The sequence below is a fragment of the Rhizobium sp. BK313 genome, from assembly GCF_014193655.1.
Taxonomy (GTDB): domain Bacteria; phylum Pseudomonadota; class Alphaproteobacteria; order Rhizobiales; family Rhizobiaceae; genus Rhizobium.
In genome coordinates this window covers 127428-144101 of sequence record NZ_JACHZQ010000010.1, presented here as the reverse complement: position 1 = coordinate 144101, position 16674 = coordinate 127428, and the positions used below count along the sequence as shown (strand labels likewise).

16 protein-coding genes and 2 pseudogenes are annotated in these 16674 nt (G+C 58.8%); 11 read left to right on the top strand and 7 right to left on the bottom strand.

Annotated elements, in window-relative coordinates; translation table 11 throughout:
• Nucleotides 1-89: 89 nt before the first annotated feature.
• Entirely contained in the window at nt 90-614 is a 525-nt protein-coding gene (locus FHT86_RS34525) for a hypothetical protein (RefSeq protein WP_133704251.1), read from the bottom strand.
• Between the two features lie 574 nt (nt 615-1188).
• Between FHT86_RS34525 and FHT86_RS34520 the strand changes: the two genes are divergently transcribed.
• Complete coding sequence (locus FHT86_RS34520; RefSeq protein WP_133704373.1) at nt 1189-1407, top strand: helix-turn-helix domain-containing protein; 219 nt, start codon at nt 1189-1191, stop codon at nt 1405-1407.
• 250 nt (nt 1408-1657) lie between these two features.
• Complete coding sequence (locus FHT86_RS34515; RefSeq protein ID WP_166656660.1) at nt 1658-2338, top strand: GntR family transcriptional regulator; 681 nt, start codon at nt 1658-1660, stop codon at nt 2336-2338.
• A 14-nt stretch (nt 2339-2352) separates the two neighbouring features.
• Here the strand turns inward: FHT86_RS34515 and FHT86_RS34510 are convergent, their stop codons facing one another.
• From FHT86_RS34510 to FHT86_RS34490, 5 genes are read right to left on the bottom strand one after another with little or no spacing between them, the layout of a single operon-like run.
• Complete coding sequence (locus tag FHT86_RS34510; RefSeq protein WP_133704253.1) at nt 2353-2889, bottom strand: chromate transporter; 537 nt, start codon at nt 2887-2889, stop codon at nt 2353-2355.
• Entirely contained in the window at nt 2876-3463 is a 588-nt protein-coding gene (locus tag FHT86_RS34505) for a chromate transporter (RefSeq protein ID WP_133704254.1), read from the bottom strand. Before FHT86_RS34505 ends, FHT86_RS34510 begins: the two co-directional genes overlap by 14 nt.
• The gene (locus FHT86_RS34500) at nt 3460-5148 is read right to left on the bottom strand and encodes an iron ABC transporter permease (protein ID WP_166656661.1); all 1689 of its coding nucleotides are present in this window, start codon (nt 5146-5148) and stop codon (nt 3460-3462) included. The genes FHT86_RS34505 and FHT86_RS34500 overlap by 4 nt, the downstream gene beginning before the upstream one ends.
• Before the next feature lie 44 nt (nt 5149-5192).
• The gene (locus FHT86_RS34495; RefSeq protein WP_133704256.1) at nt 5193-6296 is read right to left on the bottom strand and encodes an ABC transporter ATP-binding protein; all 1104 of its coding nucleotides are present in this window, start codon (nt 6294-6296) and stop codon (nt 5193-5195) included.
• A gap of 1 nt (nt 6297) precedes the next feature.
• Nucleotides 6298-7371 (bottom strand): ABC transporter substrate-binding protein, encoded by a 1074-nt coding sequence (locus FHT86_RS34490; RefSeq protein WP_166656662.1) that lies wholly within the window; start codon nt 7369-7371, stop codon nt 6298-6300.
• Between the two features lie 249 nt (nt 7372-7620).
• Between FHT86_RS34490 and FHT86_RS34485 the strand changes: the two genes are divergently transcribed.
• The 4 genes and pseudogenes from FHT86_RS34485 to FHT86_RS34470 all read left to right on the top strand — a co-directional run bounded on the left by FHT86_RS34485 (nt 7621) and on the right by FHT86_RS34470 (nt 11769).
• Nucleotides 7621-8400 carry a glutaredoxin domain-containing protein gene (locus FHT86_RS34485; protein WP_133704258.1) on the top strand — a complete coding sequence of 260 codons (780 nt, stop codon included), beginning with the start codon at nt 7621-7623 and terminating at the stop codon, nt 8398-8400.
• Nucleotides 8401-8530: 130 nt separating this feature from the next.
• Nucleotides 8531-9607: an ornithine cyclodeaminase family protein gene (locus tag FHT86_RS34480; RefSeq protein WP_133704259.1), complete on the top strand. Its 1077-nt coding sequence runs from the start codon at nt 8531-8533 to the stop codon at nt 9605-9607.
• Between the two features lie 28 nt (nt 9608-9635).
• Nucleotides 9636-11036, top strand: a complete 1401-nt coding sequence (locus tag FHT86_RS34475) for an MmgE/PrpD family protein (RefSeq protein ID WP_208116615.1) — start codon at nt 9636-9638, stop codon at nt 11034-11036.
• 200 nt (nt 11037-11236) lie between these two features.
• Nucleotides 11237-11769, top strand: a pseudogene (locus tag FHT86_RS34470) (IS5 family transposase).
• Nucleotides 11770-11797: 28 nt separating this feature from the next.
• Here the strand turns inward: FHT86_RS34470 and FHT86_RS34465 are convergent.
• Nucleotides 11798-12160, bottom strand: a complete 363-nt coding sequence (locus tag FHT86_RS34465; protein ID WP_133704375.1) for a glyoxalase/bleomycin resistance/extradiol dioxygenase family protein — start codon at nt 12158-12160, stop codon at nt 11798-11800.
• Nucleotides 12161-12230: 70 nt separating this feature from the next.
• Here FHT86_RS34465 and FHT86_RS34460 point away from each other — a divergent pair.
• The 5 genes and pseudogenes from FHT86_RS34460 to FHT86_RS34440 all read left to right on the top strand — a co-directional run.
• A pseudogene (locus FHT86_RS34460) lies at nt 12231-12326 on the top strand (IS5/IS1182 family transposase); the annotation flags it as partial.
• 180 nt (nt 12327-12506) lie between these two features.
• Nucleotides 12507-13850 carry an LLM class flavin-dependent oxidoreductase gene (locus tag FHT86_RS34455; RefSeq protein ID WP_133704260.1) on the top strand — a complete coding sequence of 448 codons (1344 nt, stop codon included), beginning with the start codon at nt 12507-12509 and terminating at the stop codon, nt 13848-13850.
• A gap of 26 nt (nt 13851-13876) precedes the next feature.
• Nucleotides 13877-14707, top strand: a complete 831-nt coding sequence (locus tag FHT86_RS34450) for an ABC transporter permease (protein WP_133704261.1) — start codon at nt 13877-13879, stop codon at nt 14705-14707.
• An 8-nt stretch (nt 14708-14715) separates the two neighbouring features.
• Entirely contained in the window at nt 14716-15453 is a 738-nt protein-coding gene (locus FHT86_RS34445) for an ABC transporter ATP-binding protein (RefSeq protein WP_133704262.1), read from the top strand.
• 2 nt (nt 15454-15455) lie between these two features.
• Nucleotides 15456-16490 carry an ABC transporter substrate-binding protein gene (locus FHT86_RS34440; RefSeq protein ID WP_133704263.1) on the top strand — a complete coding sequence of 345 codons (1035 nt, stop codon included), beginning with the start codon at nt 15456-15458 and terminating at the stop codon, nt 16488-16490.
• The last annotated feature ends 184 nt before the right edge of the window (nt 16491-16674 follow it).

Below are 16674 nucleotides of genomic sequence, written 5' to 3'. Positions count from 1 at the left end.
CGAAAGCTTCGCGCTGGCAAGATGGTTGTCGGCCGACTTTATCAACTGATCGAAGCAAACAGGATTTGGTTTTCGAGGGCTACCGGGATCTAGCGCCTTCGCCCACCGGTTCCATCGATAGTCATCAAGTCCGCCAAAATCAACCGCAACTGGGGCCAAGGGAATTCATCGGTATCGGGGGATGGCTGGCCGATCGTCAGAAGGGCATGCATTTTTCCAATCACACCAATCGTCGAATCTGCCTGCGAACGCCACAGGCGCGAAGCGACATCCTCGTCGTGCGCCATCGCCTGCGCCTCGGCCCGTTTCGCTGCGCTGAACCCGACTTCGGCATCCGCTGCCTCCCACGCGTTGCGACGCGCGATGAGTTGGGCTTTTGCGGATACCCGAGCAGCCGCCAGGCTTTCGCCGGCGAGCCAGCGGTCGACTTCCTGTTCCGTCCGGACAGCGACAGGGTTTTCCCGGCCGGCGATCAGCAACTCCACACGCGGGCTATCGGTCATCGAAAGCAGCTTGGTTTCAAGCCGCGCCTGGATGCGCCCCAGTCGCGACACCTCGTGGTGGGCCGAATACCATTCCCACCAGAGAGCATAGGCGGGACCCTCACGCCGCATCGGCACGACACTTGAAGACGCGCACAACACCGATGTCGCCAAGTTGCTTTTTAGGAAGTGCGCAACTTTGGAAAGCAGGTTCCTGTTGCTAAATGCAGGCAAAGTTCTGCTACTCTCAGAATCAGCCATGATCCGAGCTCCCGTTAGCTAGGTTGTGGTTAGGCCGCGCGTGGTGTTCGTAGCGCCAGGCGCGGCCGTCTGCATGCTCAAACCTACAGAGAAGTCGCGACTCGCGCAATAAAAAACAACACGGCGTTTTAATATGACTGGAATGCAATACAAGTTGGCTCGCATTGCTGCCGGATGGGGAATTCGGGAGTTGGCGGAGGCAGCTCGTGTCTCGACTTATACGGTGGTTAGGCTCGAAAAAGGTGATGCGCTCCGACCAAATACGCTGGAACGCATAAGGGAAGCACTGGAAAACGCGGGCGTCGAATTCCTTGCAGACGACGGGAACGGAGTGGGATTGCGCATACGGACCATCGACGCGTCGGCATCGGAACACACCCAATCGAATAAAAATAGTACTGTATCCTCTGTAGATGAATTCTCTTCAAAGCGTAAAAGTGGTGCCATGACCATTCGAGAGACCTTCGCAAAGAACCTGAGAAATCTGCGGCTAGCCCGCAACCTGTCGCAGGAAGATCTCGCGGCGCGTGCCGAGGTCCATAGGACCTATGTCAGTGCGCTGGAGCGCTGCGTCTACAGCCCGACCATCGATATCGTCGACGACCTCGCGCGGATCCTCGGCGTCAAGGCCGCCGATTTGCTGAACGAGGATCTCAATCTCTGAGATCCCGCTGGGCAGCGCGGATCTTGTGCTGGATGACGGTCCGATCCGATCGATGGCAGATGTTGATGAGGGCAAGATCAGGATCGCACCGGCAAAAGGAAGCGCTTACGATCTTCATCTTGCACGTGCGCGAGGACGGCTGGCGCATCACAGCCATTGCTTCTTCATCGAACATCCTTCTTGCTCAATTTGCTTGATGCCTCCGATCAAACGTCTTATCTCGCAAGGCATAACAGCCTGGGGAACGCTGATGGATGAATTGATAATACTCCCGGCGGGACGAGACGGACGCGACGCCGATCGGGCTTTCGAGGCGATCCTTGCCGAGATCGTTTCGGGAGTGCTTCCTGCCGGCGTCAAATTGAACGAACCGGATCTGTCCCGACGGCACGGTGTCAAGCGTGGTCCGCTAAGGGAGGCCATCCGCCGTCTGCAGGGCAGGAACCTGATTACCTATACGCCGAATGTCGGCGCCAGGATCATCAAGCATTCCGCTGATGACATTCTTCAGATGTACGAGGTTCGCGAGGCGCTTGAGAGCATGGCGGCGAGGCTGTGCGCTGAACATCTCACCGATCACGAAATCGAGGAACTTCGGGCCGCAGCCTCGGAGGGTCCGTTCCCCGAGGGCTTGCGGCCGCCCGAGCTGGAGACCCATAAAAGCTTCCACCAGCAGCTGGTGGCGCGCTGCGGCAATGAAATGATTGCAAGGGTTCTCGACGAGAGCTTCTACCAGCTCTTGAGACTGTGGCGCAGCAACCATCCTTGGCTCCGCCACAGCGACGAACATAGCCGTACCGACCATGTCCGCATTGCCGAGGCGATCGCCTACCGGGATGGCGACAGCGCCGAGCTGCTGATGCACAATCATATTCGCAGGCTGCGCTTGATCCTTGCCGACCGGGTTCGCAAAGGGGGTTTCACAAGCTGAAGTATCGCCTTTCCTCAGGCGAACGGTCGATAGAGTGCCACGAAAACTATCCCGCCAATCGCAAGGAGAGGAAGGGGACCGGAACGTGTCCTCCAGGAGAGCGCAGCGGTCAGCGTTGCGACGAGCCATGCGATATATTGTCCAACCGCATCATGCAGCAGCAGCACGGTGCTACTAATGATCAGACCGGCGGCGATGGGAGCAAGCCCCACTGCGACGGCCCTCGTCCATATGGCGGACCGGTGGGCGTGCCACAGGCGGGCAACGCAGTAGGTGAGGATGCTCGAAGGCAGAAATATCGCCAGGGAGGCCGTGATGGCGCCCATGAAGCCGGCGACGTGCCAGCCGATTAACGTCACGATCAATGTCGCGGGGCCGGGAGCGACCCGAGACAGTGCGAATATTTCGTTGAAACCCTCGGCGGTGAACCATCCATGCTCGACGCTCAAGCGCTGAAGGTCGCCAACGATGCTCAGCCCTCCGCCGATCGTCATCAGGGAGAGCGGAGCAAGCTTTATCAGGAGGATGAAGACGGAGTCATCTTTGTCCACGGCGAAGCTTCCAATAGGCGAGGCCGATATTCAGCGGCGCCAATCCGCAGACGATAAACACCAGGGGAATATGGGCGCAGACGGCAACAATGGTCGTTGCAGATATCAGTATGGAAACCATATCGGTGAGCGCGTGACGCGCCGCGCGAATGCCCATATTCAGGGAAAAGCCGAGCGCGGCTGCGGCGACGCCGGCAAGCAACTGCGTCACGAGCGGTATGTCGCTGACGTGATGAATGACGGCGCCTGCAGCGACAATGATGACGGCGGGGGGCAGAACCGAACCGAGAACCGCGATGATCGCGCCGATGGTTCCGTGCAGGCTGTATCCGAGCCAGAGGCTGAGATTGACGACGTTGACGCCGGGTAAGGTCTGAGCGAGCGCCAGCCCTTCGAGAAAGTCCGCCTCCGTCACCCATTGTTTCGAGATGACGAATTCGACCCGGATCATCGCGCTGACGCTACCGCCGAAACTGGATACGCTGACCCTGGCGCAGGCGGCAAAGAGCCGCCATAGGCTTGGACGCGCGCCCTCGACGATAGCGAGCGCCCGCGAGTTCGCATTCCCGCTCATTTGACCTCGATAGAATTTCGTCCGGCAATGAGCCGCATTGCAATCAGCGCGACGATGCTTAGACAGACGATGACCAGCGCCGTTGCCGCTGCGAGTTCGATTGCGCCGGTTTCGATATAGTCCATCACCTTCGTCGACATCACTTCGGTCGCGGGCTGCGTCAGGATAGCGGACATGGAAAGCTCGCGCAGGGCGACGGCAAAGACCAGAAGCGCAGCCGACCACGCGCTGGTCTTCAGGAGAGGCAGGCTGATATGCAGCATGGTGCTGGCCCAGCCGGCGCCCACTACCCGCGCCACTTCCTCCAGCTCGATAGACAACTGTTTCAGCGCCGATCGGAAGAGAACGAAGGCGACCGGTAGGTTCTTGGCCACATAGGCGATGCAGAGAATGAAAAACGTGCCGTAGAAGAGGCCGACATAGCCAAGCATAATCGCGACGGCGAAGGCTACCGCAGGGAATCCATAGGTCACCATGATGATGATGCTCACCGCCCCCCGACCGAACATTGAGGAGCGTTCGACGAACCAGGCGCAGACGAAACCGAGTAGCATGCACACAACAGCTGTGACGCTCGCGAGCAGGAAGCTGTGGGAGATGGTCGAAAACACCGCCCTGCTAGGGTTAGCGACCATTTCGAAGTTTCGCAGCGTCAGGTTGGCCGTGATCAGCGGCAGGCCAAACGCCTTCAGCAGCGAAAGCGCGATGAGCGCCAATAGCGGAAGGAGCGCCGTGACGAAGATGATCGCAAAGCAGAAGAGAATCGCCGGTATGCGGCCCCTGCCAAGTCGGTGCGGTGTAGCTGCGGCGAGCTTGCCGGACAGCGTCCGATAGCGATTGGCGCCGGTTAGATAACGCTGCAATGCCAGGCACAGAAGCGTGATCAATACGATCGGCAAGGATGCGGCGGCGGCCAGTTCCAGCCGCGGTGGAAAGGACAGCATGGTGTAGATCTTCGTGGTGAGCACGGAGAAATTCGCCATGGTGCCAATCGCCATCGGCGCCCCGAAGGAGGAGACGGCATCGAGCATCACCAGCATGGTGCCGGAGACGATGGCCGGTGCCGCGAGAGGCAGGGTGATGGTGGCCGCGACCCGCAACCGCCCGGCGCCTAGGACTCTTGCCGCCTGCTCCTGGCTGGGGTCGATATTGGAAAGCGCTGCCGAGACTACGAAGAATATCAGCGGAAAAAGATGGGATATCTCGATGAAGACCAGCCCCCCGAAGCTGACGATGTCAAGTAGCGGGCCTTCGAGGCCGAAAAGCTGGCGAGCGGCCTTGTTGAGATAGCCTGAATTCGGCGATGCCAGGAAGATCCAGGCGATCACGGTGACGAAAGAGGGGATGACGAATGCCAGCGCCACACCGATGCGGACAAACCCCTTGAGCGGGAGATCGGTGCGGGCCACCAGCCAGGCCAGCGGCAAGGCGACGATGTTGGCTCCGAGACTGACGGAAAGCGCCAGGCCGACGGTGTTGAGACTTGCCTTCAGCATGCCCGGTTGGCGGAAGGCTTCGAACAGCGTGTCGAGAGAGAATGCGCCCGTCTTGCCGGTCAGGCTGAATTTAACGAGCAATCCGATCGGATAGAGGATGAGCGCGCACAGCAGCGCGGCCATGGCAAGCATGGCGGCGAGCTTGATGGGCTCACCGCCGTAGGCGCCGATCTTCCTTATCGCTCGCAAGGGGCTGATCCTGTACGGCATGCGCTCTAGGCTCGAAACCAGGGTCATGGAACGGCCCATATCGTTTCGGGATCGGGGGTTGCCACGACTTTCGCATCTCGCGCGGCCGGACGCCTGCGCGTTCTCGCCCGAAGCCGCTTGCCGGCCGCTTCAAGGCTTACCTCGTAGCAGTCGCCCAGGAACGTAACCTCCTTGATGGTCACGGCAAAGCCGCTTCCTTCCGGTGCGAGGTCGAGATCTTCCGGCCTGATGACGATGGCGGCACGGTCGCCGATCCTGCTGCTGGATATGAAATCGCGGTTTGCCTTCGCCAGGAAGGTGCCGCAATCGTCGATTTCGATGCCCAGCCGGGATGCGTTCCCGTCCTTCGCGACGATGCGCCCTTCCAGAAGATTGGCGGTCCCGACGAAGTTGGCCACGAAACGCGAGCGTGGCCGGCGATAAACGGCTTCCGGACTATCGAACTGCTCGATCCGCCCGGCATTCATGACAGCGATGCGGTCGGCAAGCGCCAGTGCTTCCTGCTGATCATGCGTCACGTAGAGCATGGTTATTCCCTTGTCGGCATGAAGCCTCTGCAACTCGCCTCGCAGCTCCTCGCGCAGGCCGGCGTCGAGATTCGACAGCGGCTCGTCGAAGAGAAGCAGGTTCGGTTCCATCACGACCGCACGCGCCAACGCAACCCGCTGCTGCTGGCCGCCGCTCAGTTCGCCGGGGAAGCGACCCGCTAGCGCGCCGAGTTGCACCAGCTCCAACACCTGATGAACTTTGCGTTTGACCGTATCGCGATCGTGGCCGGCGACCTTCAGGCCGAAAGCGATATTGTCGAAGACCGATTTATGCGGCCAGACGGCGTAGCTTTGAAATACCATACCCAATTGGCGGCGCTCGGTTGGGATCGAGGCGCCGCGGCCGGCCGTAAGCCTTCCTTCGATATGGATCTCGCCTTCGTCCGGATCGATAAATCCCGCCACCATGCGCAACGTCGTCGTCTTTCCGCAGCCGCTCGGCCCAAGCAGCACCACGCATTCGCCGGGATCGACGGCAAGATCGATCCCGTTGACGACGAGTTTGTCTCCAAGACGTTTGACAAGCCGGCTGAGGTTCAGGCGGGGGATGGTGTCGGCTTCACTTGCAGGCAAAGCCATCTCACTCACGTCCGAAGGTCTTGGCAAAACGCTTGATGAAGTCGTCGGCACCCTTGTCGTCCGAAAGCTCGTCGAGATCGACGTTGAACGGATTGAAGCTTGCAAGCTGGGGCAGGCCGGCGATGGACTTGGAGTCCGAATTCGTCGGCCAATATTTGCCCGCATCGGCCTGGATCGCCTGCCCTTCGGCGCTCGTCAGAACTTCCAGGAGCAGCTTCGCGGCGGTCGGGTGGGGCGCGCCGGAAAGGATGCCACTCGGCTGTTCGGTGACCAGCGTGCCGTCCTTCAGTCCGTAGAAATCGACGGTCTGGCCCTTTTCCTTCGAGACGATGACGTTGAACGAAGAGATCGTCGGCGTCACAGCACGTTCGCCGGATGCCAGCGCCCGAACCACCTCGGCGTTGCCGCGCACGAACAGCACATCCTGCTTGGCGAGCTTTTCCAGATAGGGCCAGTCGATCTTGCCCGCCTGAAACATGGCAAGGAAGAAGGTCCGGTTGTTGCCGGCGGTTGCCGGGTCGGCAAGAACGATCTTGCCCTTCCACTTTGGATCGAGGAAATCGGCGAAGCTCTTCGGCAGATCGTTCTTGTCGGCAATCGCCCTACTGCTATAGGCCGCCGGCAGCAGGTAAACGCCTGACGAATAGTAGGCGCCATCCTTATCGGCATAGTCGCCAAGCCTGTCGAAGGAGCTGACCTTGTAGGGCTGATAGCGGCCGTTCCTCTTCCATTGGACCGCGACATAGGGCTGGGTCATCGTCACGACATCGGCATGGACCACGCCGGCTGCCTTTTCCGCCTCGACCTGCGTGATGAGCTCTGGAGCCTTCTTGCCGACGATCGTCAGCTGGATGTCGGGGAAATTCTCGCTCCAGAGTTCATTCAGCCGCTCTGCCTCTTCGGTGCGCGCCGCAGTGTAGTAGACCACTTCGGTCTCGTTCGCCGCTTTGGCCTGCTTGTAGAGCTGGTCGAAGATCGGCTCGTGAAGCTTGACGTCCTGCGCATGGACGACGGGAGCGGTCATGGCGAAGGCGAGCACACTCGAAAGCGCGGCGGCGAAAACGGCGATTTTCATTGTCAGGAGACCCTCAAGAAAGTGACGAGGCATTCATCAATGTATACTCTACCAAGTCAATAGAGTTTATTTCCAAATATGAAAGGATCGTTGACACATTTTTCTAATGGACGGGCTTTGTAATCAATTGCGCCTGGCAATTGAGAAAAAAATCCGCAATGTGTTGACACTTTTTTGGAGCGGGCCTATTCCACGACGTCCGCTGCCGAGCGGTTTTCGATCTATTTAGGGAAGCTGGAGCGCTGCATCATGGTCTCACAAAACGCGGTACTGAAAGAGCGGCCGGAGATTTCGGTCTATTGGAAGCCGGGTTGTTCGAGTTGCCTGAAGACCAAGGAATATGTCGAGGAGCTCGGATACGAATTCGAATCCATCAACGTGCTTGAGGACGAGGCTGCTATGGACGAGATATTGGCGTCAGGTCTGCGCAGCATTCCGGCGGTCCGCCTCGGAAGCAAATTCGTTTATTCTCAAAACCTTGACGATGTCGCAAACCTTCTTGGTGTTTCTCGCGATCACAAGCGTCTCGGCAATGCCGAACTCTTCGCACGCTGGGATCTGATCCTCGCGAAGGTGCGCCGGATCGTCGACAAATTTGATGAAAAGCATCTGCAGGAGCGGGTCATTCCCGTCCGCGACCGGTCCGTCCGCGAGCTGGCGGTTCATATCGGCCAGATCGTCCGCGCCTTTACCCGTCAGATGGAAGACGGGCTGATCGAGATCAAGCCGGTGCATGCTTATGTCGATCCGGCCATCGTCACCAAAGCCGACATTCTCACCCATCTCGAAAAAACCCATAGCGAGCTTCAGGCTTGGAAAGCCAACGGCGGTCATAATGCTCTTCCGGAACGGATGAAGACTTATTACGGCGACCAGCCTTCCAGTCAGGTCGTCGAGCGCGGTGTATGGCACTGCACGCAGCATGCCCGCCAGCTTGACATCATCACCGCCGGCCGACTTGGCGCCGAACTCGAGATCGGTCCGGAGCTCTATCTCGGTCTTCCGCTTCCGAAGCGTCTCTGGGTCTGACGCGTAGTCCTTTGGATCTCCAGGGATTCGAAGGGAATGGCAGAGGCCGATTGAAGACGCGTCATGCATTCGCGCGCCCTTTGGCGCGCGACGATTATTATAATGTCCTCGCGGAACTGTAGGTCTGAAAATGCTCTATCTTTCGAATGATGATGTTGATGCGTTGCTCGATATGACGGGCTGTATCGAGAGCTTCGAGCACGCTTACCGTGCCGCTTTCGACGGATCGGCCATCAACGGCCGGCGATCGGACATGATCACCGCCACGACGCGTGACGACAACGCGGTCTATTCTCTCAAAATGGTCGGCGGCGTCGTCCCGGGATCGCAGATCGGGGCGGTGCGGATCAATTCCGACATTCTGAGCTTTCCGACCGACGAGGGACGGACGCGAAAGGTGAAAGTTCCGGCGGCCCCAGGCGGACGATGGGTCGGCCTTATCATGCTGTTCAGCAGCGAAACGGGAGAGCCGCTGGCCATTCTTCCCGACGGCGTGTTGCAGCGCATGCGCGTCGGCGCGACCAGCGGGCTTGCCATTCGTTACCTCGCCCGGGCAGAGGCATCCACCGTGGCGATCCTTGGCTCGGGCTGGCAAGCGTCGGCACAGGCGATGGCCGCCGCAGCGGTCAGGCCGCTGTCGGAAATACGCATCTTCAGTCCCAATCACGACAATGCGCGCGCATTCGCAGGTGACGTCGAGCGGCGGCTGGAGCTGCCGGCGAAGGCCTTCCAATCGCCGGAAGATGCCGTCCTCGGCGCCGATATAGTTCTATGCGCAACCAACAGCCTGCAGGCGGTCTTCAAGGAAGAGTGGGTAAAGCCCGGTATTCATATCGGGTCGATACGCGATGGCGAGATCGATCCCGGTGCCCTTTTGAAGGCCGATAATATCGTTGTGCACGATCCCGGCAACATGGGCAGCGACCATCTCGTCGTCGCAAAAGGGCTCGACCACAAGGAAGGCAGGAAAGAGGTCAATTCCGATCCCCGGCTGGCCGCAATCGCAAGCGCACCGTCTCTGGCCGCTCTCGTCGGCGGTGCGGCGTCTGCGCGACGATCTGCTGACGAAATCACCTGCTTTCTGAATTTCCATGGTCTGGGTTACCAGTTCGCTGCCGCGGGCGCCGCTCTTCTCGCCAGGGCCCGGGCGGCCGGAAGAGGCCATCAGCTACCCGCAGACTGGTTCACGCAGAACGTTCATTCTTGATCCTAAGTCATTGCTTAAAAGGTGCCTCGTGTCTAAAGAAGATTTCGTTTTGATGCCGCCGGGAGCGTCTCTCGCCGAGCGCATTTCCGCTCCGCTGAGTTCTTTCCAATTGGAAGGTGTTTCCGATCGGGCAAAGGAGGTCGCCATCAACGACCTCCTGGACATGGCCGGCCTTTGCGTTGCCGCGCGAAATTCGGACTACATCCGGGCAATCATCGACGCCAGCGATGATACCGGCACCTGCACCGCGATCGGCCATGCTCGCGGATTTGACGCGGCCGCAGCCGCTCTTATCAACGGCACCGCAACGCATGGCGAAGATTTCGACGACACGCTGGAAGGTGCCCCTATCCGGGTGGGCGCAATGGTCCTGCCGGCCGTGCTTGCCGCGGCTCAGCGATATAGGCGCAGCGGCGCCGACACGCTGAAGGGTATCATTGCCGGTCTGGAAATGGTTTGTCGCTTCAATACGGTCGTGCCGGGTGCGATTCATAAGGCCGGATTTCATCCGGTCGGCATCATCGGCGCGTTAGGCGCGACCGCCGGTGCTGGTGTGGCGCTTGGTCTCAATGCAAAGCAGCTCACCGATGCTTTCGGTGTTGCCGGCAGCATGGCGTCGGGGATCGGCGAGTTCCTGACCGAAGGGGCCTGGACGAAGCGTCTCCATCCAGGGTGGGCCGCTCAGTCCGGCTATCGTGCCGCGCTTCTCGGGCGGTCGGGCTTCTTAGGGCCGCGGACGGTTTTCGAAGGCCCGAGGAATATCTTCAAGGTCTTCAGTCACGGAGCGTCCCCGTCATACGATCATCTTGCAGAAGGTTTTGGCGATCGATGGCTGATGGAGACTATCGCCTTCAAGCCCTATGCGTGCGGCACGATGATACATCCCTTCATCGATTGCATGTTGCGACTGCGCCAGACCGGACTAAAGGCAGAGGACATCGTCGCAATCGAGTCGGAAACCGGCGAAGGGCTGGTCGATCGCCTTTGGGAGCCGCTTGCCGCCAAGCATAGGCCCCCATCGGGTTATGCGGCAAAATTCAGCATGCCCTTCTGCATGGCAGTCGCGTTCTTCGACGGTGATGCCGGCCTGGGTCAGTTCACGGATGAAAAAGCGGCTGATCCCGAAGTCCTGCAGCTTGCCGGCAAAATCCGTTACGTGATCGATCCGGCGAATGAATACCCGAAAAATTACACCGGCCATATACGCGTCACGCTAAGCGACGGTTCTGTTCGTGAATTCCGCCAGCCGCATTTTCGCGGAGGCGTTCGAGAGCCGCTATCGCGCGCGCAATTGATCAGCAAGTTCGAGGGGAACATCGCCTTTGGCGGCCTTTCCGCAGACTATGGCCATGCGCTTCGCGATTTTTGCATCAATATTGCCGGCTTCGAGGATATTTCACGATTGAGCGCTCTTTCTTCGCAAGGTTGAGATTGCATCCATCGGTGGGTTGCCCATGCGATGAGAGCTGGATTTCTGCTGCACCGAGGAGGGCAGGAATATCGAGGGATAAGCGCGTATCATTGGGGCATGTTCCGAAGCTGGCGCCGTGGCCAGTTAGGGCTGGGACCCATAAAGGGATTTCCACCGGCGACGAAACCTGATTCAAGATCCCGGAGAGGAGATCGTGGGTGGATCAGGGGTATTTTGGGCTCAACGACGAGCAGTTCGCACGGCTCGAACCGCATCTTCCGACGGACACGCGCGGCAAGCCGCGCGTTGATGACCGCCGGGTTATCAGCGGCATCATCCATGTCCTGGTTTCCGGCAGCCGGTGGAAGGATGCGCCGTCGGTCTATGGTCCGCGCAAGACGCTCTACAACCGCTTCCAGCGCTGGGCGGCCAAGGGCGTCTGGTCGAACATGTTTCACGCCTTGGCCACGGCTGGCGGCCCACCGGCCGAAGTATTGATCGACTCCTCGGCCGTGAAGGCGCATCGCTGCGCCTCCGGCGGAAAAGGGGGGAGCGAACCAAACATCCCACCAAAATCCAACCGGTCTGGAAGAGCTGCTTCTCGCCGTACCTCTATCGGAACCGCAACGCGATCGAGCGCATGTTCGGGCGGCTCAAGGATGTTCGCAGAATTGCAACCCGCTACGACCCGCTCGCCGGCAACTTCCACGCCGCAGTCTGCATCGCTGCCGTCAGCTGCTACTGGTTATGAGTCCCAGCCCTAGAATTCTCCCCAAGTTTTAATCCGCCTTGCGGAAAGCACGGCTGGTCACTTGGATATTATTTCCGCAAGGGTCTTTGCCGTTCGCATAGGAATATCCGTCTGCGGGGTGTAGGGAGCTAAAAACCAGCCCGTTGCGGGCACTCCTCTCGCAGAAGGCAGAAACGTCTTCAACATCAAACACCAATTTCACAGTGACCTGTCCAGTCTTCACACCCTTCGCGGCTGCATGGATCATTAGATTTGCTCCACCACTCTGTGCCACCAGCTCAACAATTCTGTCGCCAGGGAGGCGAAGCACTTTGAAACCAAAGTGCTTTTCGTAGAAGGCGACCGTCCCTTCCACGTCGCGGGCGTAAAGAATGAGCCGGTTTAGCGCCAAAGACATTGCGTCTTCCTTTCTTGCTCGCACTCTCAAAACCCCTCGACCTTTAGACCATAATTACAGTCGCCGCTTGAAAGACTTCCGCCGCGTGGCGACGCGCTACGACCAAAACGCCCACAACCTTCTCGCCGCGGTCTGCATCGCAGCGACCATCAGCTACTAGTTATGAGTCCGGACCCTAGGAGGACGCGGCGACGTCGCGCCAACAACGCTTCCTTTGCGGAACCAATGAATCGCCGGCGGGAATTTCTTTTCACGAAGATGGCAAGATTGGGAACAATAGGTCTTTTATACCCTATAAAATTTATAGAAATTGAGTGCATTCGATGTGAGGAGCTACCGGATGTCCCAGAACCGAAAAATTCACCTTAACGCGTTCCTCAGAAACGTCGGCCAACACGAAGCGGCCTGGCGCCTCCCCGAAACGCGGGTCGCGTCCGTCACGGACATTGATCACTATCGCAATCTCGCTCGCATAGCCGAGCAGGGCAAGCTGGATGCCATCTTTTTTGCGGACCACCCCGTACTCAAGGACCGCTCCCAGGATCGACCGTGGGACTCGCTGGATCCGTTTACGCTCATTTCGGCTCTGTCAGGCGTGACAAGTCACATCGGCCTGGTTGCAACTGCTTCCACCACTTATAACGATCCTTACGGCATTGCGCGTCGCTTCGCGACGCTCGATCATGTCAGCAAGGGCAGGGCGGCCTGGAATGTGGTGACCACGGCGAACGCTGAAGCCGCAGCTAACTTCGGTTTTGACCATCATCCGGATCCGAATACCCGTTACGAACGCGCCGCGGAATTCCTGGACATAACGATAGGCCTCTGGGACAGTTGGAATGATGATGCGATCCGGGGTGACAAACAGGCGGGCATTTTTGTCGATCCCGACGGTATCCATCGAATTGACCACCATGGCAAATACTTCCATGTTGCTGGGCCGCTCGAAATTCCTCGATCGCCGCAGGGACGGCCGGTCATTTTCCAGGCAGGCTCTTCAGAGCCCGGCAAGGACCTCGCTGCCAAGTACGCCGAGGCAATCTTCACCGCCCAGCCCATCATCGAGGATGCACAGGCATTTTATGCGGATGTTAAAGGTCGGATTCGCGCCGTTGGCCGTGATCCTGATCGTGTGCTGATCCTACCCGGCTTGTCGTTCTTCATCGGCGGCACCGAAGAGGAGGCTTGGGCGCTTCGCGAAACCTTTGAAGGCCTGACGCTGCCGACCTATGGGCTTGCCCAACTATCGAGAATAACGGGCATAGATTTCTCGGACCATGACCTTGATCAGCCGGTGAAAATACCCGCCAGAGAAGAGAGCGAGGGCAATCAGAAAAGCAGGCACGACCTTGTCTATCGATTGACCACGACCGAAGATTTAACTCTTCGCCAGTTGCTGCGCCGCTTGAGTGCTGGCCGAGGCCACCGCATCGCTACAGGCACGCCGGAGCAGATTGCGGGCACCATTATCGAATGGTTCCAGAACGGGGCGGCTGACGGCTTCAACCTGATCCCGCCTGCGCTGCCGACATCCCTTTCAACATTCGTCGAGCAGGTCGTTCCAATCCTCCAGTCCAAGGGCGTTTTCCGCGAGGAATACGAGGGCACCACCCTTCGGGACCATCTTGGTCTCGATCGGCCGTCGGTCAGCCGCGACACCCGATACACTGCCGCGGCCGAATAGCGACCGTTGAAGAATTGGAGCTTCAAATGAGCCTGCTGTCATTTTCCACCCCATCTGATTTTCTTCAGAAGTCAAAGGGTGACGAAGGCGGTCGTGAACTGGCGTTGCTTCCGAAAAAGCCGTTCCCAGGGCAGACGCTTCTCGGCCCCGCGCTCGTGCTGTTGCTGTGGTATGTCGCATCGGGCCTGGGATGGATTTCGCCGGCGAAGATGCCCGGGCCGATAGTTGTCGCTTCTTCGTTCCTGGACATGGTCGAAAGCGGGACGCTTGCGTCTGACGTCAGTATGTCGCTCCAACGCGCTGGGATTGCGCTGGTCGTTGGGGTGGCGTCTGGATTTGTCCTTGCCATTCTGGCGGGGCTCACGCGTCTTGGAGACGCTCTCATCGATGGCAATGTCCAGGTGAAGAGGTCCATTCCCAATCTTGCGCTCATTCCCCTGTTCATAATCTGGCTTGGCATCGGTGAAATGATGAAGGTCAGCATCATTGCAATCGGGGTAGCCATTCCGATCTACATCAACACCCACGCCGCGCTAAGGGGCATCGACCGGCGGTATGTAGAACTTGGCCAAACTGTTGGGTTGTCGAACTGGCGCTTTCTGAGACACATCGTGTTTCCCGCATCATTGCCGGGATTTTTCACCGGACTTCGGCTGGCGGTGACTAGTGCCTGGACCGCGCTTGTCGTCGTTGAAACCGTCAACGCGACCAGCGGCATCGGGTATATGATCACGCAAGCTCGGACTTATGGGCAGACGGATGTCGTTCTTGTCGGCCTCGTCATCTACGGGGTTCTTGGATTTGGCTCCGATGCCATCGTTCGGCTGCTTGAGGGGAAGGTGCTCTCGTGGCGATAGTCTCTCACGTGGCTATAAGCGCGGGCCAGTCTTCGGTTCGCATCAAGGACCTTCGTCGAAGCTTTGCTGGACAGACCGTAATCGACGGCGTCGACCTGGAGATCAGGAAGGGAGAGTTTGTCGCCCTCCTTGGTCGCAGTGGTTCAGGAAAAAGCACAATTCTCAGGGCGGTTGCAGGCCTCGATGCCGATGCCCGGGGATCGGGACATATCGAGATCCCCGAGCGGCACTCGGTCCTCTTCCAGGATTCGCGCCTGCTACCTTGGGCCAATGTCATCGATAATGTCACCCTTGGGATCTACGATGCCGGTGTTTATGATCGGGCCAAAGCGGCACTCCAGGAAGTCGAGCTGTCGGGAAAGGAAAATGTCTGGCCGAAGACTCTGTCCGGGGGCGAACAACAACGCGTCGCCTTGGCTCGGTCGCTGGTCAGAACTCCGGACCTGCTCCTGGCCGACGAGCCGTTCAGCGCGCTTGACGCGCTGACCAGAATTCGAATGCAGCGGCTTCTGCTCAAGCTGTGCCAGCGCCTTCAGCCAGCCGTCCTGTTTGTTACCCATGATGTCGAAGAGGCTCTTCGTCTCGCGGACCGCGTGGTGATCATTGCCAATGGCAGGATCAGCTACGACGAGAGCATCTCCGGCGTCAGGTCTTCCCCCATCCGCTTCGAAACGGCCCGCGACGACATCCTTGAACGGCTGGGTGTCCCGAAGAGCGGTTCTCCCGTCCAACCAAAGGAACTTTGATTATGCGTCATCGGTCTGTATTTCGCCTTGGGCTGCTTGTGGCACTTTTCTCAGCGGTGGCTTTTGTGTCGGTCAAAGCGCAAAACGCCTCTCTTTCAGGGCACGTTCCTTCCGGTGTAAAGCTCGTGCTCGCCGATGATGCCAACAATGCTGCCAGTCTGCTCAAGCTTTCCGGCGAGCGGGGCAAGCTTGCGGAAGATGTTTCCTTTGCCAATTTCACCAGCGGTCCGCTGCGCCTGGAGGCGATTAGGGCGGGAGCAGCACAGGTGGGTGCCGTTGGCGACGTCCCACCCATTTTGGCCCAATTCTCCGGGGCAGAGGTTGTAATCGTTGGCGCAGTCGTCACATCGGGACCGGCGACGATCTTTGCCACAGCTCCCGGATCAGGAATTAAGGACCTCAAGGATCTCAAGGGCAAGAAGATTGGCATCAACGCGGGAACATCTCAACAGGCGACCGTATTCCGAGACCTCCGCGGGTCTGGCCTGACAATCGACGATATCCAACCGATCAATCTAGGGCTGGCCGAATTTGCCGATGCGCTGCGGTCCGATCAGATCGACGCTGCGGTGTTGAAGCAGCCTGACCGCTATCGATATCTCAAGTCCGTGGAAGGAACCGATGCGAAAGAGATTCCCGATGTTCCGGGCGGTAGCACGAACCTCAAATATCTCTATGCCAGCAAAACGGCACTCAAGGATCCAGCGCAGTCGGCCGCAATCAGGGACCTTGTCATTCACTGGTATCGCGCTCATCTCTGGCGGAACACAAATCAAAAGACATGGATCGATGAGTACCTCGTTAAAGACCAGCGTCTGAACAAGGCTGACGCCAAAGCCGTGGCTGACAGCGATGGGACGTCCACCCGCATTCCAAACTGGAAGGACGAACTCATCCCAACCCAGCAGGACACCATCGATCTCCTGCAGAAGGCCGGTCAGTTCAAAGGCAAGACCCTCAAAGCAGAAGAAGAATTCGACCTTCGTTTCGCCGACCTTACCGATAAATCACAAACAGCCGCCGAACTCGGCAATTGAGACCTCTTGCCGTCTACTATTATGCGCTCCGCCTCTGGCGCGGCCACCCGGAGGAAAGCGAGGAGAAGCACGCCGAGTATCTGCGATATGCCAGTCCCGAAGCCGGTCGCCCACTTTCCGGTGAGCGCGGGCATATCGCCGTGTCACCTGCTCGATAGGGAACTGACAGGCCGCCGCCGGGCAG